Origin of the sequence: Qaidamihabitans albus (assembly GCF_016464705.1) — a bacterium.
GTDB lineage: Bacteria > Actinomycetota > Actinomycetes > Mycobacteriales > Pseudonocardiaceae > Qaidamihabitans > Qaidamihabitans albus.
Map to the genome: position 1 here is coordinate 32312 of NZ_JAEHOB010000009.1, position 25040 is coordinate 57351.

The window sequence follows — 25040 nt, forward strand, 5'->3', positions numbered from 1 at the left end:
TCAGCGGGCGGCGAGATCCGCCTCGACCGCGGCCAGAGCCGCGGCCGGCTCGGCGCCGCGGGTGAGCACCACACCGTCGCAGACCACCGCGCACGCGGCCGTGGCGGCGTTGACCTGCCTCAGCGCGGACCGGACGGACAGTCCGCGCCGCCGCGCGTCGCGCCACACCGCGGGCAACACCCACGCCGTGTTGCGCGGGTCGACGACGGTCAGCTCCAGCTCGTCCTCCGGGTAGCGCTCTCGCAGCGCCCGGTACACGGCACCGGCCCGTTCCATGTCGGGCCGTGCGTGTCCGTAGGGGTCGTCGGTCGCGTCGTTCAGCGTGCACACCGCATCGCTGCCCAGCCTGCCGCAACAGCCGGAACCGCCCATCTGCACATCCCACTGCCGGACCAGCAACACTCGGTGCCGCATCACCATCACCTCTACCGCACCAGGATCGTCCCGTCCGCGCCCTCAGGCAACACCGCCGATTCCTGGAGGCGCAGCGAATCGGTACCGACGGGCCGGGCACGCTGTGCGAAACGGAACTTGGAACGCCCCGATTCACCTGCCAGAGTGACAGCGAGGAAATCCACGCCGTCCTGCCCGGCCGACACCGTGCACGTGCTGGTCTTGGGGGTGAGCATGTTCGCCGCCGGACCGGGCACGGCGGCGAGGTGATCACGGCGCGGTCGCCGCATCGTGCACACGCAGCGCCAGGTACAGGTCGTAGCGCGCCGACGGGCCGTACAACAACGCGCGTTCGAGCAGCGCCTCGGCCCGCGTCAGCCGCTTGCGCACCGCCGCGGTGGAGACACCCAGCGCCGTGGCGGTCGCGTCCAGGCGGGCGTTGTTCCCGAGCCAGGCACGCACGGTGTCGGCGAGCCGCGCATCGCCGTCAAGCAAGGGAGCGAGCTGGTTCTCCGCCCAGCCCCCGGCCACCGCCGGGATGATCAGGGTGTCGAGCTCGTCGTCGGCCGGTTCGGGCCGCCGCGGCGCCGCGCCCTCCAGCAGCCGCAACGCCAGGTGCAGCCTCGCCTGCGTGCCGACGTCGTGCACGTCGCAGCCGAGAATCTCCTCGATGCGGGCCAGCCGCGCCGAGAGCGTGTTGCGGTGGATTTTCAGCTGCGCGGCGGCCCGGCGATGGAAGCTCAGCCACGAGTCGAGCGTGCTCACCAGCTCGGCCGCGCCGGGATCCTGCGGCCGGGCGGGCACGTGGTCGTGCAGCGGGGCCAGCAGCCGCGCGGCCCACCGGGTCCCGGCCGCTCCCAGCACCGCCGCGAGGTCGTACCTCGCACTGAACACCGCGAAGTGCGTGGGACCGGCGCGGGCACGGGCCAGCGCATGGAACGCCTGCTCGTAGGCGGTGCGGGCGTTCCGCAGCGCCACCGGCAGGCTGGCCCCGGCCCGCGGCCCGCCGGGCTCCCCGGCGAGCTCCCGCAGCCGGTCCCGGACCGCACCGTCCTCCCCCGAGTCCGGTGCCAGGACGATCACGTGCCCGGTGTACACCGGGCAACGCACGATCCAGGCCCGGCCGCCGGTGACCTCGGCGAGGCGGGCGGCGACCGCGTCCCGCCGCGGCCCGCCGGACTCCACGACGTACACGCGCATGGCGGCAGGAAGACGGGGGCCGAGGGCGGCGGCCACCCGCCTGGCAGCGTCCTGCTCGCCGAGCATCAGGAGATGGAGCACGGCTTCACGGATCGCGCTGTCGGCGCTGTCGACCCGCTGCCGCCCGCGTCGGGCCGTCTCGACCTGCCAGCACAGCCACAGCAGCCGGCCGGCGTCGGCGACAAGCCGGTTCGCCTCCCGCAGCCGCGGCTCGTCGGCCGCGACGAGGAGCACCGGCGCTCCCCTGCCGTCCCCGATCGCCATCGCGGAGACCGTCAGCGTGCCGTGCCGCACGGACGCCGACCTCGCCCGGCCTTCCCGCAGCCGCGCGAGGTCACCCTCGGCGGCTGCGAGCAGGCCGGCCGGTACCCCGGGAAAGGCGTACTCCAGCCGTCCCGTCTCGTCCAGCAACGCCGCCCGGCCGTCCACCGCGCGAGCCAGCCTGCGCAGGACCAGGCGCAGGCCGTCGGTCCGGGCCGCGTCGCCGTGCATCCGCTGCAGTTGCTCGGCGTACTGCCACGAGTCGTGCGCGGTATGCGCGGCACCGCTCTGACCGGCCACTCGACGAAGCGTCCCTTCGGTAGAAGTCCGAATCGTCAGGATAGTGACGCCGGGTCAGCTCACGAAACGGGCCAGCGCAACGGGAGGTGCGTCAGACCATTGATGAAGTTCGAGGTGAGCCGCGTCGGCGGACCGGCGAGCTGTACCTCGGGTAGCCGCCTCAGCAGTTCGGTGAAGAAGATCCGCAGCTGTAACCTCGCGAACTGGGCGCCGAGGCACACATGCGGTCCCTGTCCGAACGCGAGATGGTCGTTGGGTTCGCGGGTGATGTCGAAGCGGTGCGGGTCGGGGAAAGCGCGCTCGTCGAAATGCGCGGACACGTGGTAGACGACCACCTTGTCGCCGCGCCGGATGCGCCGGCCCCGCAGCCGCACGTCCTCGGTGGCGGTGCGGCGGAAGCTGAGCACGGGCGGATGCCACCGCAGCATCTCCTCGACCGCGCCGGGCAGCAGCGTGCGGTCCGCCCGCAGCCGCCGGTACTCCCCCGGGTGCTCCGCGAGCGCCAGCACACCGCCCGGCAGCGCGCTGCGCACGGTGTCGTTGCCGGCGATCACCATGAGGAAGAAGAACATCTCCAGTTCGGCGTCGTCCAGCGAGCGGCCGTCCACCTCCGCCCGCACCAGCGCGGTCATCAGGTCGTCCCCGGGCCGCGCCCGTTTGTGCTCCGCGAGCCGGTGGGCGTAGTCGAACATGTCCCGCAGCATCGCGGGGGAGCGCGGGTTGACCGGCTTCCCGTCGGGCCCGCGCACCACCTCGGCATGCTCGGGGTCCTGATAACCAATCACCCGGTTCGTCCAGTGCAGCAGCAGTTCCCGGTCCTCGATCGGGACACCGATCAGGTCGGCCAGGTTCGCCAGCGGAAAGTCGTCGGTGACGTCGACCGGAAGATCACACTCGCCGCGCGGGGCCACCCGATCGAGCAACGCGCGGGCACGTTCGGCGATCGTGGAGGCGGAGCGTTCGAGCCTGCGGCGCGTGAAGACGGCCGACACCAGCCTGCGCAGCCGCAGGTGCTCGGGCGGGTCCATGTTGAGGATCATCCTGCGGATGAAGGCCAGGTCGTCGGGTTCCGGATCGCGGATCTGTGTCGCGCCGAGCCACGACGAGAACACCTCCGGCGTGCGGAGCACGTGCCTGACGTCGTCGTAGCGGGTGATCGCCCAGTACCCGGGCCCGGCGGGCCAGCCGAGCACCTCGTGCTCGTCCTGCCAGGCCACCGGCGCCGTGTCGCGCAGGTGCCGGAACGCCTCGTGTGGCACCCCGGCGGCGAAGACCCGCGGGTCGAACACGTCCGGCAGGCCGGCGGCCGCCGTCATCACCGTGCTCCCAGAAAGTCCTCGATCGCGGTGGCCAGGGCCACCGGTGTCTCGTCGATCGCGTAGTGGCCAGCGTTGCCGAAGACCACGAGCTCGCAGTTCGGGTACCACTTCTCGAACGTCGCGCCCATGGTTTCCGCGTCGAGCGCGGGGTCGTGCTCCCCCACGATGACCCGGACGGGCACGTCGCGGCCCTCGATCTCGCCGTGGAAGTCGGTGCGTGCCCACGCCTGGAGATACTCGGCGACGGCCCGCGGGTCCGAATGCTCCAGCGAGTGCCGGACCATCGCGTCCAGCCAGGTCCCGGTGAGGCGGTTGCCGGTGGTGAAGTCGATGATCGCGCGCCGGTTGCCCGGGTTCTCGGCCGCGCCGGAGAACAGCTCCCAGCTCTGCTCGTCGAAGGGCACACCGCAGGCGGGCACCGGTGAGATGCCGACGAGCGCCCGCACCCGCTCGGGCGCATCGGCCAGCACCCGCTGCATCACGCTGCCGCCCATCGAGTGACCGACAAGCGAGAACCGGTCCAGCCCCTGCTCGTCCGCGAGGCCGATGACGTCGGCCGCGGCCTCGGCGATCGAATGCTCCCCCTGCTCAGATCTGCGCGCTCCGTACCCGCGGTAGTCCGGGAAGAGATAGCTGAACCGCTCTCCGTCCAGATAGGGCTGCACCGGCCGCCACGCGGCCGCGGAACCGAACCATCCGTGCAGTGCGATGACGGCGTGCGCACCGTCGCCGACACGCTGGACTTCACTGGCCACCGTATCCTCCGAGTGCTATATTCGCTCCTCTGGTGCCGCTTTCGCACCTTGCGAGGTGAATGGTGAAACACACCACACACGGTGTCAACCGTCCGCCGTCCGCCTACTCGCAGACACTGGGCCGGGGGCTGCGCGTGCTCGAGATCCTGCGCGAGAACCCCGGCGGGCTCGGCGTGAACGGGATGGCGACGGCACTCGGCACGCACCGCACGGTCGTCTACCGGCTGCTCGGCACGCTGCGGGCACATGGACTCGTGGCGCAGGAGGCCGATGGGCGGTTCCGGCTCGGCGCGGGCCTGCTCGGGCTCGCGGGCGGCGTGCGCGCCGATCTCAGAGTGCTGGCCGAGCCGCGGCTCGCCGTGCTGGCGGACGAGGTGGCCGCGACGGCGTTCCTCACGCTCGCCGAGGGCGACGAGGCGGTCAACGCCTGCTCCGTCGAACCGCGCCGGGCACAGTTGCACGTCGGCTACCGGGTGGGCGTGCGGCATCCGCTCACCGTGAGCGCCGCCGGTATCGCGATCCTCGCCGCCCGGCCGCCCGCCGCGGGTGAACGCGCAGCGATCGCCCGCGCCCGTGAACGTGGCTACGCGGTCACCGCGGGCGAGCTGGAACCTGGCGCATGGGGGCTGGCCGTCGCGCTTCCCGTACGGGACGGCGAAGCGGAGGCCAGTATCGGCGTGGTGGCGCTCACCGAACTGGATGCCGAAGAGGTGGCCGGTGCCGTCCGGGCGACGGCGCGGGCGATCGCCGCGCAACTGATGTCGTGACCCGGGCCCGGCATGCCGCCGCCCCCGCTGCCGGAGCTGCGGGGGCGGCGGGCGGAAAGGCCGGTTACAGGTTTCCGGCCTTGAGCGACTGAATGTAGTCGGGGTTGTCCTGCAACCACTGGTCGACGGACTCGTCGTTCTTCTCACCGTTGTTCTCGAAGAACATGATCTTCTCGAGCGAGCTCAGCTGCTCGTCGGTGAGCTTGAAGTTGCTGATCCACTCCGCGGCCTGGCCGAAGTCCTCGGAGAAGCCGCTCCGCGCGAAGGCGTGGATCTCCTCCGGGTCGCCCAGCGCGTTCTTCGGGTCCTCGAGGTCCCGGATGGGGAACGCGTCGTAGGCCCAGTGCGGCCGCCACAGCGTCACGACCACGTTGTCGCCGCGGTCGATCGCACCCTCGAGCTCGGCGAGCATCGCCGGGGTCGAGGACTCGACGAGCTCCATGTCCTGCAGACCGTACTGCGGGATCACCTCTTCCTTGGTGATCCGGGTGAGGCCCGCGCCGGGCTCGATGCCGACGATCTGGTTGCCGAACTGGTCCGCGGCACCGGCGAGCTCCTCGAGAGACTGGATCGGAGCGTCCTCGTTGACCGCGATGGTCAGCGGCGCGTTGTCGTACCAGACACCGAGGTCCTCGATGTTGTCCTTGTGCTCGTTCCAGTAGTCCTCGTGCGTGGAGGGCAGCCACGCGTCGAACGACACGTCGAACTGGCCCTGCGCCACACCCGCGTAGATGGGGCCGGGGTCGGCGGTCTCGTAGCTGACGTTCGCACCCTCCTCCTCGAGGATGTGTCCCCACAGGTGCGAGGCCGCGATTCCCTCTTCCCAGCCGCTGAATACGCCGATCGTGACGTCCTTGCCCTGCAGCGAGCCGTTGCCACCAGCTTGGCCCTGGTCGCCGGCTTCGCCGCCTCCGTCGTCCCCGCCGCCACAGGCCGCGAGGACCAGAGCGGTGGCGGCGGCTCCGGCGATCAGTCGCGCTGACTTTCCGAACTTGCTTCTGTGCATGTCATTCTCTCCTCGGGCATCCGACCTAGGTCTGCGCGACACCCACGTTGTGACTCTGCGGTAATGGCGGCTCACGCCGTCTGTTCCAGACGCGCGACCGCCGACCGGGCCCCGAGGGCCGCGGTCACCCTGTCCAGGTAGATCGCGAGGATCACCACGGACAGGCCGGCCTCGACACCGAGACCGACGTCCAATCGGGAAATTGCTGAAAGAACCTGCTGACCCAGTCCGGGCGCGCCGACGAAACCGGCGAGCACGACCATCGACAACGACAGCATGATGACCTGGTTGATGCCCGCCATGATCGTCACCAGCGCGAGCGGCAGCTGGATGTTGCGCAGGATGCTGCCCGGGGTGCTGCCGAAGGCGTGGCCCGCCTCCACCACCTCGGCGTCCACCTGCCTGATCCCGAGCTCGGTGAGGCGGATACCCGGGGGTACCGCGAAGATGACCGTGGCGATCATTCCCGGCACCACGCCGACCCGGAACAGGACCACGGCGGGAATGAGGTAGACCAACGGCGGCATCGTCTGCATGAAGTCCAGCACGGGCCGCACCGCGTTGCTGACGATGCGCGAGCGCGCCGCCACGATCCCGATCGGGATCGCCACGATCGTCGCGACCACGACGGCGATGGTCACCAGCGCGAGCGTCTGCATCGCGTTCTCCCACTGGTCTACGAACTGGATCAGCAGCAGGGCGGCCGCGCCGACGACACCGAACCGCCAGCCACGCACCAGCCAGCCGAGCACACCGAGCAGCAGGACCATCACCCAGAACGGCGAGAGCTCGAGCAGGCTGGACAACTGTTCGTAGGCGGCGATCAGGACGTCGCGGATGAACGCGAAGACCGGCTGGAACGTGTCCTGGACCCAGTCGATGGCGTCCTCGACCCAGACACCGATCGGGATGCGCCACTCATCCATGGGTGACCTCCCCTTCCGCCGTCAGCTCCGTCGGGGCGACGTCGCCGGCGGCCATCGAGCTCAGCAGCGTTTCACGGCGGATGACGCCGACCAGCCGCCGGTCGTCGTCGACGACCGCCACCGGCAGCGGGCTCTGCGCCGAGAGGCTGAAGACATCGGCGAGCATGGTGCCCGGCGACACCGTCGGCTGACCGCGCTCGAGGGCGCCGTCGCCGACGGGCTCCATCACGGTGGCCGCCGTCAGCACGCGCGTGCGATCGACGTCCTGCACGAACTGGGCGACGTAGTCGTTCGCCGGCTTACGCAGGATCGCCTCCGCCGTGTCGATCTGCACGATCCGGCCTGCCCGCATCATCGCGATCCGGTCACCGAGGCGCATCGCCTCGTTGAGGTCGTGCGTGATGAACACGATCGTCTTGGCCAGCCGCTGCTGCAGTTCCAGGAGCTGGTCCTGCATCTCCCTGCGGATCAGCGGGTCAAGCGCGGAGAACGCCTCGTCCATGAGCATGATGTCGGTCTCGGCGGCGAGCGCGCGGGCAAGGCCGACCCGCTGCCGCATCCCGCCGGAGAGCTGCTGAGGCAGCTTGTCCTCCCAGCCGTCCAGGCCGACCATCGCCAGCGCGTCCCTGGCCTTGGCGGCTCGCTCGTCCTTCTTCAGCCCGCGCACCTTCAGCGGGTAGGCGGCGTTCTCCAGCACTGTCCGGTGCGGCAGCAGCGCGAAGTGCTGGAAAACCATGCTCATCTGGTCTCGGCGCAGCGTGCGCAGCGCGGCGGGGTTCAGTGCGGCGATGTCGTCCCCGCCGACGTAGACGTGCCCGGCCGTCGGTATCAGCAGCCCGTTCAGCGTCCGGATGAGTGTCGACTTTCCCGAACCGGACAGTCCCATCACCACGAAGATCTCGCCGGGCTTGACGTCGAAGGTCACGTCGATCACGGCGGGAGTGGCTCCGAGCGGGATCACGTCCTCACGGCTCGCACCCTCCTGTAGCCGGCGTACCGCCTCATCGGCTCGCCGGCCGAAGACCTTGTAGAGCCCTTCCGTCCGTATCGCAGCCACGATCACCTTTCGCTCGGGGACAGCGCGGGACGGGTCCGCTCGCGCGTACGCCGCGTAACCGGTGCACTGCGCAGGGCACTCCGGGTCGTACCGGCGTCCCGGCACGGCTCGATTCGCGACGCCGGGCGCCACCACGCGCAGCACGGTGGTCGCGACTGTGCAGACCCGCCCTCTCGTCGTTCGAATTGCAACCTACTCGCTCGGTGCCCGACATTTCGACACGCAACGTCCAATCGACGCGCTCGAATGGATCAATCGAGACCTGCTCGTGACACTCCGCAACATCGTTCAACGCTGAGTCCCGGTATGCGGACCGCATCGGTGACGCACCGTGGCCGAACAGGCACCAGGGGCACCAAGCCTCGTGAGTGCGCACATGAGTTCTAACTCACGTGCGCATTCACGAGGGCAGGATTCCGGCGATCAGGGTCTTCACCAGCCGGGTGGCCAGTTTCCGCAGCTCCTCCTCCGCCGGGCGCTCGCCGGTGAAGTTGAGCAGGAACGCCTGCTGGAAGCACGCTCCGCAGAGCAGGGTGGCGGCCGCGTCGACGTCCACCGCGCGGCCGACCCGGCCGAGCCGCTGCTCCGCCCGCAGGTACCCGGCGAGCCCGTCGACCGGCCCCCGTGGACCGGCGGAACCGAGTTCGCGCAGGCGGTCGCGGTGCGCGGTGAGTAGCCGCCGGGAGGAGAAGACCGACGCGGAGATGGGGAAACCCTCGGAGTAGAAGGCGATCGCGGTGCGCGCCACCTCCACCAGGTTCGCACGCACGGTTCGCCGGCCCGCCCGCCCCGGCAGCTCGTCGAGCAACCTGCCCAGCTCCGGCAGCCGCTCGTCGAGGACGTTGAGGAAGATCTCGGTCTTGTCCTCGAAGTGCTTGTACAGCGCGGCCTCCGAGTAGCCCGCCGCGCGGGCGATCTGCTTGGTGGTCGCGTGCGCGTAGCCCTCGGCACGCATGATCTTCGCGGCGGCGGCGACGATGTCCTCGCGCGTGCCCATCGCTGCTCCTCTGCTCCCTTGACGTGGGTAAGTGCTCACTCACTATAGTGGTGAGCAAACACTTACCAAGGAGGGCACGATGCGACTCACGGTTCTGGGGGCCAGCGGCGGGACGGGCACGCAGGTGGTGCGCCAGGCACTCGAGTCGGGCCATCAGGTGACCGCCGTGGTGCGCGATCCCGCCCGGCTGGACGTTTCACCGCACGACGGGCTCGACGTCGTGGCCGCCGACCTCGCCGATGTCGCGGCGATCGAGCCGCTGGTGAAGGACAGGGATGCGGTGATCTCCGCGCTCGGCAGCCGGGACCGCGGGCCCACGACGGTGTGCACGGACGGAGCGCGCTCCACGATCGCGGCGATGACGGCGACCGGCGGCGGGCGGCTGCTCGTGGTCAGCGCGAGCGGGTTCCACACGGCGGGTGACGGCATCGTGCCGCGGGCCGTCGTGAAGCCCCTGCTGAAGCGGCTGCTGCGCCATCCCTTCGCCGACATGGCGCGGATGGAGGAACTTCTCCGCGAGAGCGGGCTGCGCTGGACCATCGTCCGGCCGCCACAGCTCACCGACGGCCCGCGTACCGGCGCTGTCCGCAGCCGGATCGACGCCAACGTCCGGGGTTCGTTCCGGATATCCCGCGCCGATCTGGCCGACTTCCTCCTCCGCGCAGCCGGGGACGAGTCACTGGCCGGCGTGGCGGTCTCCGTCGCCCGTGCGTGAGCACCCGCGCGGGCCGCACCCGGCACCGACTAGCATCCGTCGACCATGGAGACCGGGCTGCGGGACGACGCGCTGCGCGCGTGGCATGCCGGGGGCGTCGAGCTGACGACGCCGTGGGGCAACGTGTTCACCCGGCACAACGAGGGCAGCGGCCCCACCCTGCTACTCCTGCACGGCTACCCCACCAGCTCCTACGACTGGCATGCCCTGCTTCCGCTGCTCGGCGACCGTCCACTGCTGACACTGGACTTCCTCGGCTTCGGCCTGTCCGCCAAGCCGCGCCGCCACCGCTACAGCCTGATCGAACAGGCGAAGATCGCGGAGCATGTGGTCGGCGCGCTCACCACCGGACCCGTCATCGTGTTCGGGCACGACATGGGGACCTCGGTGGCCACCGAGCTGATGGCCCGCGACACCGAGCAGGCACTGAGCTTTCCACTCCAACGGGTGATCCTGTCCAACGGCAGCGTGCTGCTCGACCGGGCACGGCTGCGTCCCGTCCAGAAGCTGCTGCGCTCACCGGCCGGCCCGCTGGTGTCGGCGCTGAGCAACCGGCGCATGTTCCACCGGCAGCTCGGCGCGGTGTTCTCCACCGGACACCCGCTCACCACGGCGGAGGCCGACCGGCACTGGGAACTGCTGACCGTCCACAATGGGCACCGCAGGTTGCACCGGCTCACCGCGTACCTCCGTGAGCGGGTCCGGTATGCCCCGCGCTGGCACGGCGCCGTCCGGGACTGGCCCGGCCAGGTCGGCTTCCTGTGGGGCCTGCGCGACCCGGTCGCCACGGCCGACGTGCTCGACGGGCTGCGCGAGCTGCGCCCCGACGCCGCCGTCGTCGCCCTGCCCGAGCTCGGCCACTACCCGCAACTGGAGGACCCCGCCGCGGTGGCGCGCGGGCTGGAGGTCCTGCTCCCGAGCTGATCTCCCCAATGTGGCAGCCGTCGCGTTCAACGCAACCGACGCCACATTGGGGCGGCCAGATCGCCGCCGTATAGGTCATTATACGGCTAGCGTGTCCGAAGTATCGGACCCAGGTCGGGTATCTTGGACGGCGATCGACAACGACGGCGGCGAGAGGAGACGGGCATGGCGCGGCTGGTGCCCGCGGTCCAGCGGGCCGCGGACGTCCTGGAGCTCTTCCTCGGCCCACAGGCCGCACTCACCGCGGCGGAGATCATCGAACGCCTGGGGCTTCCCCGCTCGACGACGCACGAACTGCTGACCACCCTCGTCGAACGCCACTATCTCGATCGCCGGACCGGCGAGGAGACGACCTACCGGCTCGGGCCGCGGCTGCTCGAACTCGGCTCCCGCTACCAACAGCGACTCGAGTTCGCCACCGAGGCGGACAAGGTCGCCCGCCAGGTCGCCGCCCAGTGCCAGGAGACCGTCCACGTCGGGACGCTCGACGAACTCGACGTCGTCTACATCTCCAAGATCGACTCCACCCACTCGGTCCGGCTCATCTCCGAGGTCGGCAGCAGGCTGCCCGCGCACTGCACCGCGGTGGGCAAGGTGCTCCTCGCCGGGTTGCCCGACGCCGAGCTCACCAACCGGCTGCGCGGCCGCAAGCTCGCTCCGCTCACCGAGCACAGCGTCACCTCGCGCAGCGCGCTGCGCGACCAGCTGGCGGAGGTCCGGCGCACCGGCGTCGCGCACGAACGCTCGGAGTCGAATCCGGACGCCGGCTGTGTCGCCGCGCCGGTGGTCGACGCGATGGGCCACTGGGTGGCGGGGATGAGCATCTCCATCCCGACCTCACGCCATTCCGACGACGCGTGGCCCCGCTGGGAGCAGCTGGTCCGCGACGGTGCCGCCGAGCTCTCCCGCAGGCTCGGCGGCCGGCTCAGCTGAGCCCGCGGTGGCCGAGGGTTGGCCGTCCGATCGGCGGGTATCTCCTTTTCGAGGGACCGTGCCAGCGAGCCCACCACGAAGAGGAGGTTCCCGTGTCGGACGAGCGCGACCGCGAGGACGTCATCACCCTGCTCCGGCGCCAGCACGACGAGATCCGCGAGCTGTTCGAGCGGCTGACCCGCGAGACCGGTGATGCCCGCCGCGAGACCTTCCACCGCCTGGTGCAGCTGCTGTCGGTGCACGAGACCGCCGAGGAGGAGATCGTGCACCCGCAGGTCCAGGAGCTGACGGCAGGCAGGACCGTGGTCGAGGCCCGCCTCAAGGAGGAGAACAGCGCCAAGGAGCTGCTGTCCACGCTGCAGGAGATGGGGCCGGAGGCGGAAGGCTTCGACACGCTGCTCGGCCAGCTGCGCGAGGACGTGCTCGCCCATGCCGACCACGAGGAGCGCGAGGAGTTCCCGCTGCTGGCGAGCAACTGCGACGAGCATCGCCTGCTGGACATGGCGGCCTCCGCTCGCGCGGCCGAGGCGATCGCGCCGACGCGTCCGCACCCCGGCGTGGAGAGCAGGGAGGCCAACATGCTGCTCGGCCCACCGGCAGCGATCATGGACCGGGCGCGGGACGCGATTCGCGGCGCACTCGGCCGCTGAAGCCCATCATTTCGGTGCCGGCGGCCGGGATCCTGAGTCGGCTGCCCGCACCGTTGGCCGTGGCCGGGCGCCGGCCACGGCGGGGCCGAAAGACCCCGGCTCACGACGGTGGTGCGTCGCCACGCGGAGAGGGCAGGGCGGCCGGCGCCCGGGCGGCCAGCTCCACCACCCGGTGCCTGGCCAGCCGCAGCCCGGCCGGCGCGGACGCCCGGTCCACACGCGGGTACCAGCGATGGTGGTACGGCTTCCGGCCAGCGCGATCGTCGAGATCGGCGTAGCAGCCGGGACACACCGGCCGGTCGTCGCGGACGGCCACGATCGTCACCTCGTGGGAACGCGCACACTCCGCACACGACAGCTCCACCGGCGTGGCGAGGCTGTAGAGCCCCACCCCAGCGCGCACCGGGTAGGTGGCGAGGATACGCACGGGCCGCTCCCCGCCGGACAGGATCCGGGGCGTCCGGCCGCCGACGATCCGCACCGGTCCCGCGCCCAGCAGGACCGGGATGCCGAACTCGAAATCGGGTGGCTGCACGGCACGCGCATACCCGGCGCCCTCATGGCTCATGCACTGTGCCGGAAAAGGCTCGGAAAATTCGCCCCCCGTGGGTGAGACTGCTCGGGTGAGCCACGCTTCCGGCACTCCCCGCACCGACGCCGACCATCCTTCGGCGGACCGCTACCGCGCCGCCGTCCAGCGCCGCACAGTGGCGGTGCTGTCCGCCGCCCAGGTGCTCGGCGGTCTCGGCGTCGCGATCGGGCTCTCGGTGGGCGGCCTGCTCGCCGCCGAGGTCGCGGGCACCGAGGGGGTCGCCGGCCTCGCCCAGACCTGCGGCGTGCTCGGCGCCGCGGCGGCCGCCGTTCCTCTCGCTCGCCTCACCCGGCGCCACGGCAGGCGGGCCGGCCTGACCACGGGGCTGCTGATCGGCGCACTCGGTGCCGCTGTGGTGGTCGCCGCCACGGCGCTGCGGGCGCTGCCGCTGCTGTTCGCCGGCCTGTCGCTGTTCGGCGCGGCGACCGCGGCCGGGCTGCAGGCCCGCTACGGCGCGACCGACCTCGCCGAGCCACGCCGGACGGCGCGCGCCCTCGCGACCGTGGTGTGGGCCACCACCGTGGGTGCGGTGCTGGGGCCCAACCTCGCCGAGCCCGCGGGCAGGCTGGCCGGCGCCGTCGGCCTCCCTCCGCTGACCGGGCCCTACTTCGTGTCGCTGGTGGGCTTCAGCTGTGCGGCCGCCGTGCTGTTCGCGCTGCTGCGGCCGGATCCGCTGTGGCTGGCCGACCCGGAGCGGGCCACGGCGGGCGGCGCGCGCCCACGTCCGGCCGGGCTGTGGGCCACCCTCACGGTGATCGCAGCCCGTCCACGCGCCCTGGTAGGGCTGGTCGCGATCGTCGCGGCGCACGTCGCGATGGTCTCGGTGATGGTCATGACGCCCGTGCACATGCACCACGACGGCGTGGCGCTCTCCCTGATCGGGCTCGTGGTCAGCGTCCACATCCTCGGCATGTACGGCCTCTCGCCGCTGACCGGCTGGCTGGCGGACCGCGCCGGGCGGGTGCCCGTCGTGGTCGGCGGCGCGCTGCTCTGCGCACTCGCCGCGCTGGTGAGCGGATCAGCCCCTGGCCACGACGCGGTCCTTCTCGGCATCGGGCTGTTCCTGCTGGGCCTCGGCTGGTCATGCGGGCTGGTGGCGGGCTCCACGCTGCTGTCGGAGTCGGTGCCCACGGCGGACCGGACGTCCGCGCAGGGCGTGTCCGACCTGGTGATGAACGGCAGCGCCGCCATCGGCGGCTCGCTGGCCGGGGTGGTCGTCGCCGTCTCCTCCTACGGCTGGCTGGCCTTCGGCACGGCCGTGCTGATGATCGGCGTCGCGCTGTACTCGGCCGCACTCATCCGCGCAGCCACGCCGCGAGCCGGTCGAGGAAAACGCGCTGGCCCTTGACGATCTTCTCCCGGGCGCGCTCCAGTTCGAACCACTCGACCCGGTCCAGCTCGGGGAACTCCTGAAGCCGGCCGGATCCCCTCGGCCACTCCAGCTCGAACGTGCCGGGCACGATCGAGCCGGGGTCGAGGTCGCCCGCCAGCGCCCACACCGTCACCACCTTGCCCCCGGACTGCCGGACCTCGCCGAGCGGGGTCAGCTCTCCCTGCGGTACCGGCACGCCGAGCTCCTCGGTGAACTCGCGCCGGGCCGCCGCGCCCGGCTCCTCGTCCGCCGTGTACTCACCCTTCGGCACCGACCATGCGCCCGCGTCCCGGCGCGCCCAGAACGGGCCACCCATGTGTCCGAGGAGTACCTCGGGTGCCGCGCCATGGAGCACGCGGTACAGCAGGATGCCGGCGCTACGTTTCGCTGCCACGGCGCTGATTGTGCCCGGACGGCACGCCACGCTCGTCCGCGGGCTCCTCCGTCAGCTCGCGCGGCAGCGACGGCAGCCGGGCACCCGCGTATCGCGGACGCGTACCCGGGTCGTCTTCGGCGTGCAGTTCCTGCCTTGCCTCGACGTAGTACCCGCCGGGCCGCTCCTCGAGGACACCGGTGCGCACGCCCCGGAGCAGCACGTCCCGATCGGCCCGCTGCAGGCGCAGGCAGACGCGGTAGGTAACCAGGTAGGCCAGCGGCGGCAGCACGAGGACGCCGATCCGCAGGATCCATACCAGGGTCTCGACCGGGATCTCGAAGATGAACGCCGCCACGTCGTCGACACCGGCCAGCACGAGAAGGACGTAGAAGGTCAGCAGCATCGTTCCGAGGCTGGTGCGCGCGGGCACGTCGCGTGGCCGTTGCAGCAGGTTGTGCCGGGACCAGTCCTTCGTGAGACGTCGCTCGATGAACGGATAGAGGATCAGGAATCCGAACAGCGCCACCGGCAGTACCACGGCGGGCCAGAAAGCGTCCGGGATCCGGTACTGCCCGAACAGGACGATCTCCCAGGACGGGAACAACCGGATCGCTCCCTCGACGAACAGCAGGTACCAGTCCGGCTGAGAGTTGATCGAGCTCTGCGCGGCGTTGAACGGGCCGTAGTTGAACACCGGGTTGATCTGCAGGAGCCCGCCCATGAGGATCAGCACCGCGGTGACGCCGGTGGCCAGGCCGGTGCTCTTCATCGCGAACGCGGGCACCGTGCGCGTGCCGACCACGTTGCTCTCGCTCCTGCGCCGTCCCGCGTACTGGGTGTGCTCCTGGTACCACACGGCCGCCAGGTGCACCGCCACGAGCGCGAGGATGATCCCGGGGATCACGAACACGTGCATCGTGAAGAACCGGGAGATGATGATGTCACCGGGGAACTCGCCACCGAACACCATCCAGTGCAGCCACGTGCCGACCACCGGGATCGACAGGATCATCCCGGACATGATCCGCACGCCCGCGCCGGAGAGCAGGTCGTCCGGCATGGAGTAGCCGATGAATCCCTCGATGAGCGCCAGGATCAGCAGGAAGATCCCGATCACCCAGTTCAGCTCGCGGGGCTTCCGGAACGCCCCGGTGAAGAAGATCCGCAGCATGTGGGTGAGGATCGCGGCCACGAAGACGAGTGCGGCCCAGTGGTGGATCTGCCGCACGAGCAGGCCGCCGCGCACCTCGAACGAGAGGTTCAGCGCGGTCTCGTAGGCCCGCGACATCTCGATCTGCTGCATGTTCACGTATCCGCCGCGGTAGGTGACCTCGGCCATCGACGGGTCGAAGAACAGCGCGAGGTAGACGCCGGACAGCACCAGCACGAGCAGGCTGTAGAGGGCGATCTCGCCGAAGAGGAACGAGAAGTGCTCCGGGAAGACCTTGTTGGCCCTCGGCCGCAGGCCCTTGGCCACGTCGAACCGGGCGTCCGCAGCCTTCCCGGCCTTCCCCACCTTCGCTACGCCGACCATGCGTGCTCCTCCCGCGTGATCCATCGCCACGTCACGCCGATGGCGGCCAGCCCGACCGGCAGCATCGCGACGATCATCGCGATCCCCCCGGCCGAGTGGCCTGCGATGATCGCGTAGACCGCCGCGAGATCGAGGGACGGGCCGGCGAGGAACAGGTACACGCTGCGGACGGGGTCGGGGGTGTGGTGGCCGGGCCCGATGACCGGCAGCCAGAACACGACCGCCCCCGCCAGCAGGACGGCGTACAGGGCACCGTCCCCCGACGGGGGAAGATGGTGCCCGACGTGGGCGACGGTGATCGCCCCGTGCAGCACGACGAAGGCAGGGAGCACGACCAGCGGCGGCGCGGGCACCCGGTGCCACGGGACCCGGCCCGCCCCGAGTAGCACGATCGCGGGCGCGACCACCGACGTCAGCAGACCCATCGCCGCCATCCGCACGATCTCGCCGGTCATCGGCGGCCACCTTTCCGAGACCGCCGCAGGGAACCCACCGCCCTGGCGACGAAACCCGCGGCCGTGGCGGCCTTCGTTGCCGCGGGCAGGGCACCCCGCTGCTCGTGCACCGCCGGGTCGGTGGGCACGGCGGTCGGCCCGGGCCGCGCCTGCACCGGCAGGCGTTCCCTGCGCACGTGCAGGACCGCGGCGAGCAGGAAGTAGACCGCGATACCGGTGAGCCACTGTCCGAAGACGACGCTCGCCCCGGCCAGGATTGCCGCGACACCGAGGAACCCCGCCGACAGGCTGTTCACCGGCATCCGGATCGGCAGCCCCGTACGGCGCGCCCGGTGGGCGAGCCACACGATGCAGGCGGCCAGCGCCGTGGTCGTCGCCGCGAGCGCGTACATGCCGATGAACAGGACATTCTCCCCGTAGACCAGCATGACCAGCATGAGCACGGCGTTGAGTCCCGCCCAGCCGAGCATCACGTACGCGGGCTTCACGACGACCGCTCCCTCCGCAGGTCGAGCAGGGGCGTGAAGCTGTGTATCGGCGGGATCGGGTGCCGCTCGTCGAAGTTCAGCGGTGGCGGCGGGGAGGACGTCGCCCACTCCAGGGTGTGCGCCTCCCAGGGGTTGTCCGGCGCCCGGCGCTCCCGGCGCCGCACGAACGAGAGCACGAGGTTCGCCGCGAACGCCAGCATGCCCAGTCCGATGATGCCCGCACCGATCGAGGCGATGAGGTTGAACGTGCCGAAGCCGTCGGTGGGCAGGTAGGTCGCGACCCGCCGCGGCATGCCGCCGAGGCCGAGCCAGAACATCGGCAGGAAGGTCACGTTCGTTCCCACCAGCAACAGCCAGAAGTGCGCGTGCCCGAGCCGGTTGCGGAGCATGATTCCCGTGGCCTTCGGGAACCAGAAGTAGAATCCGGCGAACAGGCCGAACAGGCTGCCGGCGAAAAGCGTGTAGTGAAAGTGCGCGACCACGAAGTAGCTGTCGTGCATCTGGTAGTCCAGCACGGGACTGGCGACCATGATCCCGGTCAGCCCGCCGACCAGGAACTGCACCACGAAGGTGAGCGCGAACAGCATCGGCAGGCGGAAGCGCAGCCGGGCCCCGAGGATCGTCCCCAGGAAGGCGAAGTACTCGATCCCCGCGGGCACGATCAGCAGGATCGACGTCAGCGAGTAGTAGTCGTCGGCCGCCTGCCCGGTGGTGAACATGTGGTGTCCCCACACGCTCATGGACAGGGCGGCGAACGCCAGCAGCGACAGCACCGTGGCCTTGTAGCCGAAGAACCGCCGCTGCGCGAAGGTCGCGAGCACCTCCGCGACCGCGCCCACGAACGGGAAGAACATCACATAGACGACCGGATGACCGTAGAACCAGAAGAGGTGCTGGTATCCGATGTTGTAGAGGTTGCTGTCGAACAGGTCCGGCGTCATCCGGCCCAGCGCGATCAGCCCCAGTGCGGCCAGCAGCGACGGGAACGCCGCGATCACCATGAGGTTCGTCGCCACGACCGACCAGCTCAGCACCGGCATCCGCAACATCGTCATGCCCGGCGCCCGCTTCAGCAGCGCCGTCCACAGCACGGTGCCGCCGATCAGGATCATGCCTACGGTCGACGTGAACGTGCCGAGCAGCCACAGATCCGTGCCCGCACCCGGCGAGAAGCGGGCCGTCGACAGCGGCGTGTAGGCGGTCCAGCCCTCCTTGGCGGCGCCACCCGAGGTGAGGAAGCCCGAGAGCACCGCGAGCGCACCGAAGACGTAGAGCCAGAAGCCCAGCATCGTCGTCCTCGGCGCGGCCACCGCCGGTGCGCCCACCTGCAACGGCACCAGGTAGAGCCCCAGTGCCAGCGCCAGTGGTGTGACGACCAGGTAGATCATCCCGGAGCCATGGATCGTGAACAGCTGGTTGTAGGTCTCGTTGTCCACGATGTTCTGCTCGGGCTGCGCCAGCTGTGCGCGCATGGTCAGGGCGAGCGCACCCATCACGAACAGCAGTACGAGCGCGACACCCGCGGTGAGCAAGGCGATCCGTTTGTGGTCGGTCGTGCCCAACCACGAGCGCAACAGGCGCTCCCTCGGCTCCGGGAGCTCCTCGGCGACCGTCAGATCGGTCGTCATGCCGGGGTTCCCTGCTGCTGCCACTGCTCGTATTCCTGTGGCGAGACCGCCTTGACGTAGAAGTGCATCGACGGGTGGTACGGGCCGCAGAACTCGGCGCACCGGCCGAGCCACCTGCCCTCCTCGTCGAAGGTGATGGTGACGGTGTTGGTCTGATGTGGAAAGGCGTCCAGCTTGACGGCTTTGTCCGGGATCCACAGCGAATGGATCACGTCACTCGAGGTCAACCGCAGCTCCACCGGCTTGCCGGTGGGCACCACGAGGGTGGGCAGGCCCGCGTCCTTCTCCCGGCACGTACCGGTGACCGACTTGGCCGTGTCGGCGTAGTCGAACCGCCAGCACCACTGGAACGCCGTGACATCGACCGGTATGGCGCCGGCCTGGTTGGCGACCTGGTAGCCGTTGGGTCCTTCCTGGACGTCCTGGTGAGCGGACGCGGTGACGTACACGATCACCCCGGCGACACCGGCCAGCAACAGGGCGTAGATGCCTTCGATCAGCGGGTGGCTGTCTCGTTTCCGCTTGTCCCCGGACGGTTTCCGGCTCAGCAGCAGCGCCACGACCAGCACGCCCAGGATGATCACGAAGACCGCGGCGGCCACCACGATCTCGAACGTGAAGATCCGCTCGAAGACCTCGAGGAAAACCACGTCGCCCTCCACTCACCCGTCGCCACGGCCAGGCTCGCGGTACCCGCTGGGTACCGAGCGCAAACTCGGTGTCACTCCGGTCGCGTGGAGCGGCGGACGGTCTCCGCGGTCTCCTCGGCCTGCGCCAGCGCCTCTTCGGGCACCGGCGTGATGTTCCGCAGTCCGAGCGCTCCGCAGGCCCCGAGAACGGCCGCCACCACGGTGAGCCCGCCTCCGGCGACCAGCGCCGCGAGCCACGGGGGCAGCCGCCGGGCGAGCGCGAGCACCAGGCCGGCGACCAGCGCGGCGCCTCCGTACAGCGCGAGGATGCCGGCCGCCGCCAGCAGGCCCCCGCTCATCCCCGCACGCCTGGCCTTCGTCCGCGTCTCGTCGAGCGCCAGCCGCAGCTCGTCGCGGACGAGCCTGCTGACCTGCTCGGAGAGGTCGTTCACCGCTTCGCGGGCGGACTTGTCCGTCATGCCGCGCCTCCCTCGCGTTCACGTTTCCGCAGGCGTTCCCGCTGCGGCACGACGGTGTACTTCGGATCGTCGGCGGAGACCTTTCCGGCCTCGAAGATGCCCCACTTGGACAGTGCCGAGGCGGCGATCAGCCCCGCCCCGGATACCAGGCGGGCGATTCGGCTGCGCCTGCCGGCCACCGCGCCGGCGACGCCCGCCACGGCCAGCGCCTCACCGGCACGCACCATCGCGCCGGCTCTTCCACTGCGGTAGGGCTCGGCGACCATGCCGATGCGGCGCTCCATGCGCTGGAACGCGGCGAGCTCCAGCACCGTGCCGAAGGCCGCGAGGTTGCGGGCAGGGCCTGCCTCCCGCTCCGGCGCAGCGAGCAGCCCGAGCCCGCCCGCGGCGACCGCGCCTGAGCCGACGAACACGTAGGGCAGCTCGCGGTGCCCGTCGTGCCAGGCCGGCACGGCGGTGTCGCTGACAAGCGCTGCGGTGTAGGCGGCGACGGCCGGGCCGGTCAGCGCCGCTCCCGCGGTGGCGGCCGCACCGGTCCGCGGCAGCTTCCCGGTCACCGCCGACGCGGCCGCCGCGCCGGCGAGCGGGCCGTATCCGGCGAGCAGCCAGGAACCGATGTTCATCGGCGAGCTCGGTTTGAACACGCGCAGCATGTTGAGAAAGCGGGCCGGCCGTCCCAGGTCGTGCACGAGCGCCACGAGCGCGAGGGTCACCGCGCCGAAGGCGCCGGTCTTGGCCACCACGGCAACCCGCGACCGTCCGGTGAGCTGCGAGCCCGCGGCCAGCAGCGACGACGCGCCGGCGAGCCCGCCGAGGAAGAGGTATCCCGGGACGTCCGGCGACTTCCAGACCGGACCGTTGATCACCGGCTTGCCGTAGTAGGAGGTGAACTCGGTGTCCGGCACCACCGGCTGTTCGCCGCGCTTGCGCTTGCGTCCGGTGGCGACGCCGGTCATGGCCTCCCGGGCCGGCCGGGAGGCGGGGTCCCCCTCGTTCGCGTCCTTTCCGGACATACTCACCTTCCCTTCCCACCGAGGAACGCGGCGGCGGCGCCCGCCGCGAGGGTGGCGGCGGCGGTCGCGACGTGCCGCCACATCCGGGGCAGATCCCTGGTGGTGACCACCGGATCGGGCGGGAAGCCGTAGACCTCCGGCTCGTCGAACAGCAGGAAGAACGCCCCGTCGCCGCCGACGCCGTCGCCCGGATCGTCGCCGTAGAGCCGCGCGTCGGTCACCCCTGCCTCGTGCAGCTGCTCGACCCGCTGCTGGGCACGTTCACGCAGCTCGTCGAGCGGTCCGAACTGGATGGAGTCGGTGGGGCAGGCCTTGGCGCACGCGGGTTCCATGCCGTCGCCGAGCCGGTCGTAGCACAGGGTGCACTTCCACGCCCTGCCGTCGTCCTTGCGCTGGTCGATCACCCCGTACGGGCAGGCCGGAATGCAGTAGCCACACCCGTTGCAGATGTCCTCCTGCACCACGACCGTGCCGAACTCGGTGCGGAACAGCGAGCCGGTCGGGCACACGTCGAGGCAGGCCGCGTGCGTGCAGTGCTTGCACACGTCGGAGGCCATCAGCCAGCGGAAGTCGTCCCCGGAGCCGGGCGTGGTCGGCGTCATGCCCGCCGCGGGCGGCTGGGTCGCCGAACCGTGCTCGGCCATCGCGAGCACGTCCTGGTCGTGGTGCAGCCCCGGGTCCTGCTGCGCCATCGGCTTGCGCTGCTCGATGAACGCGACGTGCCGCCAGGAGTCCGCGCCGAGGCCGACGGTGTTGTCGTAGGACATGCCCGTCAGGTCGAGCCCGTCGGCGGGCACGGCGTTCCATTCCTTGCAGGCGACCTCGCAGGCCTTGCAGCCGATACACACCGAGGTGTCGGTGAAGAAGCCCATCCTCGGTGGGTGGTCGGCGTAGCCGCTCTCCCCCGCCGGATCGGTGGCGGGAACGTGCGTCGTCGTCATCTCACACCTCGGTCCCAGTATCTTCGGTGATGCCTGCCCTGCGCTGGTAGTCGCGGACGAACTCGACGCGGTCGGGGCCGCGCGGCCGGCGACCCGGCCTGATGTCGCAGGTCAGCGCCTTGACCTCCTGGATGTGCGTGTTCGGGTCCAGCGCCAGCGACGCGAGCTCGTTCGCCGCGTCGCCGGTGCTGAGGCCGTTCGGGCCCCAGTGGTACGGCAGGCCGACCTGGTGCAGCCGCCTGCCCTGCACGGTCAGCGGTGTCATCCGGTCGGTCACCAGCACCCTCGCCTCGATCACCGTGCGGGCCGAGACGACATGCGCCCAGCCGAGGTGTTCCAGCCCGCGTTCGACGGCCAGTTCGGGCGACACCTCGCAGAAGAACTCCGGTTGCAGCTCGGAAAGGTACGGCTGCCACCGCGACATGCCACCGGCCGTGTGGTGCTCGGTGAGCCGGTACGTGGTCAGCACATACGGGAAGATCTCCGAGCCAGGCGTGTCCCCGCTGGGCTGCAGCCGGTTGTTCTCGTGCTTGAGGATCTGCCGGACCGGATTGTGCTGCTGGCCGTAGAGCAGGTTCTGGAACGGCGACTCCTGCGGCTCGTAGTGCGTGGGCAGCGGTCCGTCGGTCAGCCCGGCGGGCACGTACAGCCAGGCCTTCCCGTCGGCCTGCATGATGAACGCGTCGGTACCCCGCAGGGCGTCGGGCCCCTTGGCGCCCTCCTCCGGCTCGAAGTCCGGGGGCTTGGTCGCCTTGAAGTCCGGGATGTCGTGCCCGGTCCACTTCTCCTGCTCGGCGTCCCACCACACGTACGCCTTGCGCTCGCTCCACGGCCTGCCGTCCGGGTCGGCGGACGCGCGGTTGTAGAGGATGCGCCGGTTGAGCGGCCAGGCCCACGCCCACTCGTTGGCCACCCAGTTCTGCTCGGTGCCGGGCTTGCGGCGGGCGGCCTGGTTGGTCCCGTCGGCGTAGACGCCACAGTAGATCCAGCAGCCGCACGCGGTGGAGCCGTCGGACTTGAGCTGCTCGTAGCTGCTCAGCGGCTCGGCGTCGGAGTTCCAGCCGTTGATCTCCGCGAGCACGGCCTCGGCCTCCGGCTCCTCGAGCTCGGGACGGGTGGGCGAGGACTTGGTCGGGTAGTCCCAGGTCAGCTCGAGCACCGGCCGGTCGCGTTCCCGGTCGGTCTCCTTCCGCGTGCCGTCGTCCGCGGCCGCGGCCAGCTTCTCCCGGATCCTGTGGCCGAGGTGGTACATGAACCACAGGTCGCTGCGGGCGTCGCCCTCGGGCTCGACGGCCTGGTGGTGCCACTGCAGGAGCCGCTGGGTGTTGGTGAAGCTGCCGTCCTTCTCCGTGTGCGCCGCCGCGGGCAGGAAGAACACCTCGGTGGCGATGTCCTCGGTGCGCAGCTCGCCGGTCTCGATCTCCGGCCCGTCCTTCCACCAGGTGGCGCTCTCGATCAGCGAGAAGTCGCGTACGACCAGCCAGTCGAGGTTGGCCATGCCCAGCCGCTGCATCTTCGCGTTCGCGGAGCCCACCGCCGGGTTCTCACCCATCAGGAAGTAGCCGTCGCAGGTGCCGTTCAGCTGGGCCATGACCGTTTCGTACGTGCTGTGATTGCCGGTCAGCCGCGGCAGGTAGTCGAAGCAGAACTCGTTGCCCGGGGTCGCCGCGGGGCCCCACCACGCCTTCAGCAGGCTCACCAGGTAGGACTCCATGTTGCCCCAGTAGCCCTTCTGCGCCGACTCCGCGTGGACGAACGTCGGCAGATCCAGGTTCGTGTGCGCGTGCGGCATGGGGATGTAGCCGGGCAGCAGGTTGAACAGCGTCGGGATGTCCGTGGAGCCCTGGATCGACGCATGCCCGCGCAGGGCGAGGATGCCGCCGCCGGGCCTGCCGATGTTACCGAGCAGCGCCTGCAGGATGCCGGCGGTGCGGATGTACTGCACGCCGACGGAGTGCTGCGTCCAGCCGACGGCGTAGGCGAACGCGCTGGTGCGCTCGCGGCCCGAGTTCTCCGTCAGCAGCTCGCACACCTGCAGGAACTTCTCCCGGGGCACCCCGCAGATCTGCTCGACCTTCTCCGGGGTGTAGCGCGCGTAGTGCCGCTTGAGGATCTGGAAGACACACCGCGGGTGCTGCAGCGTGTCGTCCGTGCGCGGCTCGGTCCCGATCTCGGCACCGCCGGAACCGTGCGCCTCACCGCGGGCGGAGGCGCGCACGCCGCGCCGGGTACGGGCGTTCCAGTGCTGATCGCGCTTGCCGGAAGCGGCCTGCACCTCGGCGCCGTCGTACTGCCACGTCTCGACGTCGTAGCTGCGTTCGTCACGGTCCAGCCCGGAGAACACGCCGTCCAGCTCGTCGGCTCCGGTGAACTTCTCGTTCACGATCGTCGACGCGTTGGTGTAGGTGAGCATGTACTCGCGGAAGTACTTCTCGTTCTCCAGCACATAGTTGACGATCCCGCCGAGGAACGCGATGTCCGAGCCGGCCCGCAGCGGGACGTGCAGATCGGAAAGCGCGCTGGTGCGCGTGAACCGCGGGTCGACGTGGATCACCTTGGCTCCGCGGGCCTTCGCCTCCATCACCCACTGGAAGCCGACCGGATGGCACTCGGCCATGTTCGACCCCTGGATGACGATGCAGTCCGCGTTCGCCAGGTCCTGCTGGAACGTCGTCGCACCACCGCGACCGAAGGAGGTCCCCAAACTGGGGACCGTGGAGGAGTGTCAAACACGCGCCTGGTTCTCGATCTGGACCGCGCCGAGCGCGGTGAAGAGCTTCTTGATCAGATAGTTCTCTTCGTTGTCCAGTGTCGCGCCACCGAGGCTGGCGAAGCCGAGCGTGCGCCGCGTCCGCGTACCGTCGACCTCCCACTGCCAGCCACGTTCCCGGCTGGCGATGGTCCGGTCGGCGATCATGTCCATCGCCGTGTCCAGGTCGAGTGTCTCCCACTCGGTGCCATACGGCCGCCGGTACAGCACCTGGTGCTCCCGCGCGGAACCGGTGGTGAGCTGAAGGCTCGCGGCGCCCTTCGGGCACAGCCGACCGCGGCTCACCGGCGAGTCCGGGTCACCCTCGACCTGGGTGACCCGGTCGTCCTTCACGTAGACGTTCTGGCCGCAGCCGACGGCGCAGTACGGGCAGATCGACTTGACCACTCGGTCGGCGTCGCTCGCCCGAGAGCCGAGGTTGTCGCTGACGCGGCTCTTCGCCGCCGCGCCGCGACCACTCGGATCCTTCTCCGCCCACTGGCGGTAGACCGGCCAGCCCTCGATCCACTGTCGGAAACCCATCCGCTGCCCTCCGCAGTCGCTCCGATACACCGCAGCCG

Annotated in this window: 26 protein-coding genes; 6 read left to right on the top strand and 20 right to left on the bottom strand. The window is 70.6% G+C overall.

Annotated elements, in window-relative coordinates; genetic code table 11:
* The 5 genes from JAP66_RS18285 to JAP66_RS18305 are packed head-to-tail and all read right to left on the bottom strand — an operon-like array spanning position 1 to position 4228.
* Positions 1 to 414, bottom strand: coding sequence for a hypothetical protein (locus JAP66_RS18285; protein ID WP_235999127.1), 414 nt, complete (start codon positions 412 to 414; stop codon positions 1 to 3).
* A gap of 11 nt (positions 415 to 425) precedes the next feature.
* A complete protein-coding gene (locus tag JAP66_RS18290; RefSeq protein WP_199433001.1) occupies positions 426 to 650 on the bottom strand; it encodes a hypothetical protein in 225 nt (74 codons plus the stop codon).
* A gap of 13 nt (positions 651 to 663) precedes the next feature.
* Positions 664 to 2154 carry a helix-turn-helix domain-containing protein gene (locus JAP66_RS32960; protein ID WP_199433002.1) on the bottom strand — a complete coding sequence of 497 codons (1491 nt, stop codon included), beginning with the start codon at positions 2152 to 2154 and terminating at the stop codon, positions 664 to 666.
* Positions 2155 to 2213: 59 nt separating this feature from the next.
* On the bottom strand, positions 2214 to 3470 hold the full coding sequence (locus tag JAP66_RS18300; protein ID WP_199433003.1) for a cytochrome P450: 1257 nt from the start codon (positions 3468 to 3470) through the stop codon (positions 2214 to 2216).
* Complete coding sequence (locus JAP66_RS18305; RefSeq protein WP_199433004.1) at positions 3470 to 4228, bottom strand: alpha/beta fold hydrolase; 759 nt, start codon at positions 4226 to 4228, stop codon at positions 3470 to 3472. The genes JAP66_RS18300 and JAP66_RS18305 overlap by 1 nt, the downstream gene beginning before the upstream one ends.
* A gap of 62 nt (positions 4229 to 4290) precedes the next feature.
* On the opposite strand from JAP66_RS18305, the gene JAP66_RS18310 reads away from it, so the two are divergent.
* Positions 4291 to 4995: an IclR family transcriptional regulator gene (locus JAP66_RS18310; protein WP_199433005.1), complete on the top strand. Its 705-nt coding sequence runs from the start codon at positions 4291 to 4293 to the stop codon at positions 4993 to 4995.
* Positions 4996 to 5059: 64 nt separating this feature from the next.
* Here the strand turns inward: JAP66_RS18310 and JAP66_RS18315 are convergent, their stop codons facing one another.
* The 4 genes from JAP66_RS18315 to JAP66_RS18330 all read right to left on the bottom strand — a co-directional run bounded on the left by JAP66_RS18315 (position 5060) and on the right by JAP66_RS18330 (position 8981).
* Positions 5060 to 6001 (bottom strand): glycine betaine ABC transporter substrate-binding protein, encoded by a 942-nt coding sequence (locus tag JAP66_RS18315; RefSeq protein WP_199433006.1) that lies wholly within the window; start codon positions 5999 to 6001, stop codon positions 5060 to 5062.
* A 71-nt stretch (positions 6002 to 6072) separates the two neighbouring features.
* Complete coding sequence (locus JAP66_RS18320) at positions 6073 to 6927, bottom strand: ABC transporter permease (RefSeq protein WP_199433007.1); 855 nt, start codon at positions 6925 to 6927, stop codon at positions 6073 to 6075.
* On the bottom strand, positions 6920 to 7990 hold the full coding sequence (locus JAP66_RS18325) for a quaternary amine ABC transporter ATP-binding protein (protein ID WP_307849626.1): 1071 nt from the start codon (positions 7988 to 7990) through the stop codon (positions 6920 to 6922). The genes JAP66_RS18320 and JAP66_RS18325 overlap by 8 nt, the downstream gene beginning before the upstream one ends.
* 394 nt (positions 7991 to 8384) lie before the next feature.
* On the bottom strand, positions 8385 to 8981 hold the full coding sequence (locus JAP66_RS18330) for a TetR/AcrR family transcriptional regulator (RefSeq protein ID WP_199433009.1): 597 nt from the start codon (positions 8979 to 8981) through the stop codon (positions 8385 to 8387).
* A 79-nt stretch (positions 8982 to 9060) separates the two neighbouring features.
* On the opposite strand from JAP66_RS18330, the gene JAP66_RS18335 reads away from it, so the two are divergent.
* The 4 genes from JAP66_RS18335 (at position 9061) to JAP66_RS18350 (ending at position 12203) form a co-directional block, all read left to right on the top strand.
* Entirely contained in the window at positions 9061 to 9696 is a 636-nt protein-coding gene (locus tag JAP66_RS18335; RefSeq protein WP_199433010.1) for an NAD(P)-dependent oxidoreductase, read from the top strand.
* Positions 9697 to 9741: 45 nt separating this feature from the next.
* Positions 9742 to 10620, top strand: a complete 879-nt coding sequence (locus tag JAP66_RS18340; protein WP_199433011.1) for an alpha/beta fold hydrolase — start codon at positions 9742 to 9744, stop codon at positions 10618 to 10620.
* A 165-nt stretch (positions 10621 to 10785) separates the two neighbouring features.
* A complete protein-coding gene (locus JAP66_RS18345; RefSeq protein WP_199433012.1) occupies positions 10786 to 11553 on the top strand; it encodes an IclR family transcriptional regulator in 768 nt (255 codons plus the stop codon).
* Positions 11554 to 11645: 92 nt separating this feature from the next.
* A complete protein-coding gene (locus JAP66_RS18350; protein ID WP_199433013.1) occupies positions 11646 to 12203 on the top strand; it encodes a hemerythrin domain-containing protein in 558 nt (185 codons plus the stop codon).
* Positions 12204 to 12303: 100 nt separating this feature from the next.
* Here the strand turns inward: JAP66_RS18350 and JAP66_RS18355 are convergent, their stop codons facing one another.
* The gene (locus JAP66_RS18355) at positions 12304 to 12771 is read right to left on the bottom strand and encodes a hypothetical protein (protein ID WP_199433014.1); all 468 of its coding nucleotides are present in this window, start codon (positions 12769 to 12771) and stop codon (positions 12304 to 12306) included.
* Positions 12772 to 12826: 55 nt separating this feature from the next.
* On the opposite strand from JAP66_RS18355, the gene JAP66_RS18360 reads away from it, so the two are divergent.
* Positions 12827 to 14143, top strand: a complete 1317-nt coding sequence (locus JAP66_RS18360; RefSeq protein WP_307849613.1) for an MFS transporter — start codon at positions 12827 to 12829, stop codon at positions 14141 to 14143.
* On the opposite strand, the gene JAP66_RS18365 is transcribed toward JAP66_RS18360, so the two are convergent.
* The 10 genes from JAP66_RS18365 to fdh form a co-directional block, all read right to left on the bottom strand.
* Positions 14091 to 14561 carry an NUDIX hydrolase gene (locus JAP66_RS18365; protein ID WP_199433016.1) on the bottom strand — a complete coding sequence of 157 codons (471 nt, stop codon included), beginning with the start codon at positions 14559 to 14561 and terminating at the stop codon, positions 14091 to 14093. The two genes, JAP66_RS18360 and JAP66_RS18365, sit on opposite strands and share 53 nt — an antisense overlap.
* On the bottom strand, positions 14545 to 16077 hold the full coding sequence (gene qcrB / locus JAP66_RS18370) for a cytochrome bc1 complex cytochrome b subunit (RefSeq protein ID WP_199433017.1): 1533 nt from the start codon (positions 16075 to 16077) through the stop codon (positions 14545 to 14547). The genes JAP66_RS18365 and qcrB overlap by 17 nt, the downstream gene beginning before the upstream one ends.
* On the bottom strand, positions 16065 to 16532 hold the full coding sequence (locus JAP66_RS18375) for a cytochrome c oxidase assembly protein (protein ID WP_199433018.1): 468 nt from the start codon (positions 16530 to 16532) through the stop codon (positions 16065 to 16067). The genes qcrB and JAP66_RS18375 overlap by 13 nt, the downstream gene beginning before the upstream one ends.
* Positions 16529 to 17020, bottom strand: a complete 492-nt coding sequence (locus JAP66_RS18380) for a hypothetical protein (protein WP_199433019.1) — start codon at positions 17018 to 17020, stop codon at positions 16529 to 16531. The genes JAP66_RS18375 and JAP66_RS18380 overlap by 4 nt, the downstream gene beginning before the upstream one ends.
* The gene (locus JAP66_RS18385) at positions 17017 to 18648 is read right to left on the bottom strand and encodes a cytochrome c oxidase subunit I (protein WP_199433020.1); all 1632 of its coding nucleotides are present in this window, start codon (positions 18646 to 18648) and stop codon (positions 17017 to 17019) included. The genes JAP66_RS18380 and JAP66_RS18385 overlap by 4 nt, the downstream gene beginning before the upstream one ends.
* Complete coding sequence (locus tag JAP66_RS18390; RefSeq protein ID WP_199433021.1) at positions 18645 to 19298, bottom strand: cytochrome c oxidase subunit II; 654 nt, start codon at positions 19296 to 19298, stop codon at positions 18645 to 18647. The genes JAP66_RS18385 and JAP66_RS18390 overlap by 4 nt, the downstream gene beginning before the upstream one ends.
* Before the next feature lie 71 nt (positions 19299 to 19369).
* Positions 19370 to 19756: a phage holin family protein gene (locus tag JAP66_RS18395; protein ID WP_199433022.1), complete on the bottom strand. Its 387-nt coding sequence runs from the start codon at positions 19754 to 19756 to the stop codon at positions 19370 to 19372.
* Positions 19753 to 20769 carry an NrfD/PsrC family molybdoenzyme membrane anchor subunit gene (gene nrfD, locus JAP66_RS18400; RefSeq protein ID WP_199433023.1) on the bottom strand — a complete coding sequence of 339 codons (1017 nt, stop codon included), beginning with the start codon at positions 20767 to 20769 and terminating at the stop codon, positions 19753 to 19755. Before nrfD ends, JAP66_RS18395 begins: the two co-directional genes overlap by 4 nt.
* A 2-nt stretch (positions 20770 to 20771) precedes the next feature.
* Positions 20772 to 21710, bottom strand: coding sequence for a 4Fe-4S dicluster domain-containing protein (locus JAP66_RS18405; protein ID WP_199433024.1), 939 nt, complete (start codon positions 21708 to 21710; stop codon positions 20772 to 20774).
* 1 nt (position 21711) lies between these two features.
* Positions 21712 to 25002 carry a formate dehydrogenase gene (gene fdh, locus JAP66_RS18410; RefSeq protein ID WP_199433025.1) on the bottom strand — a complete coding sequence of 1097 codons (3291 nt, stop codon included), beginning with the start codon at positions 25000 to 25002 and terminating at the stop codon, positions 21712 to 21714.
* Positions 25003 to 25040 lie beyond the last annotated feature (38 nt).

What these genes read in the sequence shown, in the direction of transcription:
- JAP66_RS18285 (WP_235999127.1), bottom strand. Translation starts at nt 414, where the DNA reads ATGCGGCACCGAGTGTTGCTGGTCCGGCAGTGGGATGTGCAGATGGGC.
- JAP66_RS18300 (WP_199433003.1), bottom strand. Translation starts at nt 3,470, where the DNA reads ATGACGGCGGCCGCCGGCCTGCCGGACGTGTTCGACCCGCGGGTCTTC.
- JAP66_RS18315 (WP_199433006.1), bottom strand. Translation starts at nt 6,001, where the DNA reads ATGCACAGAAGCAAGTTCGGAAAGTCAGCGCGACTGATCGCCGGAGCC.
- JAP66_RS18320 (WP_199433007.1), bottom strand. Translation starts at nt 6,927, where the DNA reads ATGGATGAGTGGCGCATCCCGATCGGTGTCTGGGTCGAGGACGCCATC.
- JAP66_RS18330 (WP_199433009.1), bottom strand. Translation starts at nt 8,981, where the DNA reads ATGGGCACGCGCGAGGACATCGTCGCCGCCGCCGCGAAGATCATGCGT.
- JAP66_RS18335 (WP_199433010.1), top strand. Translation starts at nt 9,061, where the DNA reads ATGCGACTCACGGTTCTGGGGGCCAGCGGCGGGACGGGCACGCAGGTG.
- JAP66_RS18340 (WP_199433011.1), top strand. Translation starts at nt 9,742, where the DNA reads ATGGAGACCGGGCTGCGGGACGACGCGCTGCGCGCGTGGCATGCCGGG.
- JAP66_RS18345 (WP_199433012.1), top strand. Translation starts at nt 10,786, where the DNA reads ATGGCGCGGCTGGTGCCCGCGGTCCAGCGGGCCGCGGACGTCCTGGAG.
- JAP66_RS18355 (WP_199433014.1), bottom strand. Translation starts at nt 12,771, where the DNA reads ATGAGCCATGAGGGCGCCGGGTATGCGCGTGCCGTGCAGCCACCCGAT.
- qcrB (WP_199433017.1), bottom strand. Translation starts at nt 16,077, where the DNA reads ATGGTCGGCGTAGCGAAGGTGGGGAAGGCCGGGAAGGCTGCGGACGCC.
- JAP66_RS18375 (WP_199433018.1), bottom strand. Translation starts at nt 16,532, where the DNA reads ATGACCGGCGAGATCGTGCGGATGGCGGCGATGGGTCTGCTGACGTCG.
- JAP66_RS18385 (WP_199433020.1), bottom strand. Translation starts at nt 18,648, where the DNA reads ATGACGACCGATCTGACGGTCGCCGAGGAGCTCCCGGAGCCGAGGGAG.
- JAP66_RS18395 (WP_199433022.1), bottom strand. Translation starts at nt 19,756, where the DNA reads ATGACGGACAAGTCCGCCCGCGAAGCGGTGAACGACCTCTCCGAGCAG.
- nrfD (WP_199433023.1), bottom strand. Translation starts at nt 20,769, where the DNA reads ATGTCCGGAAAGGACGCGAACGAGGGGGACCCCGCCTCCCGGCCGGCC.
- JAP66_RS18405 (WP_199433024.1), bottom strand. Translation starts at nt 21,710, where the DNA reads ATGACGACGACGCACGTTCCCGCCACCGATCCGGCGGGGGAGAGCGGC.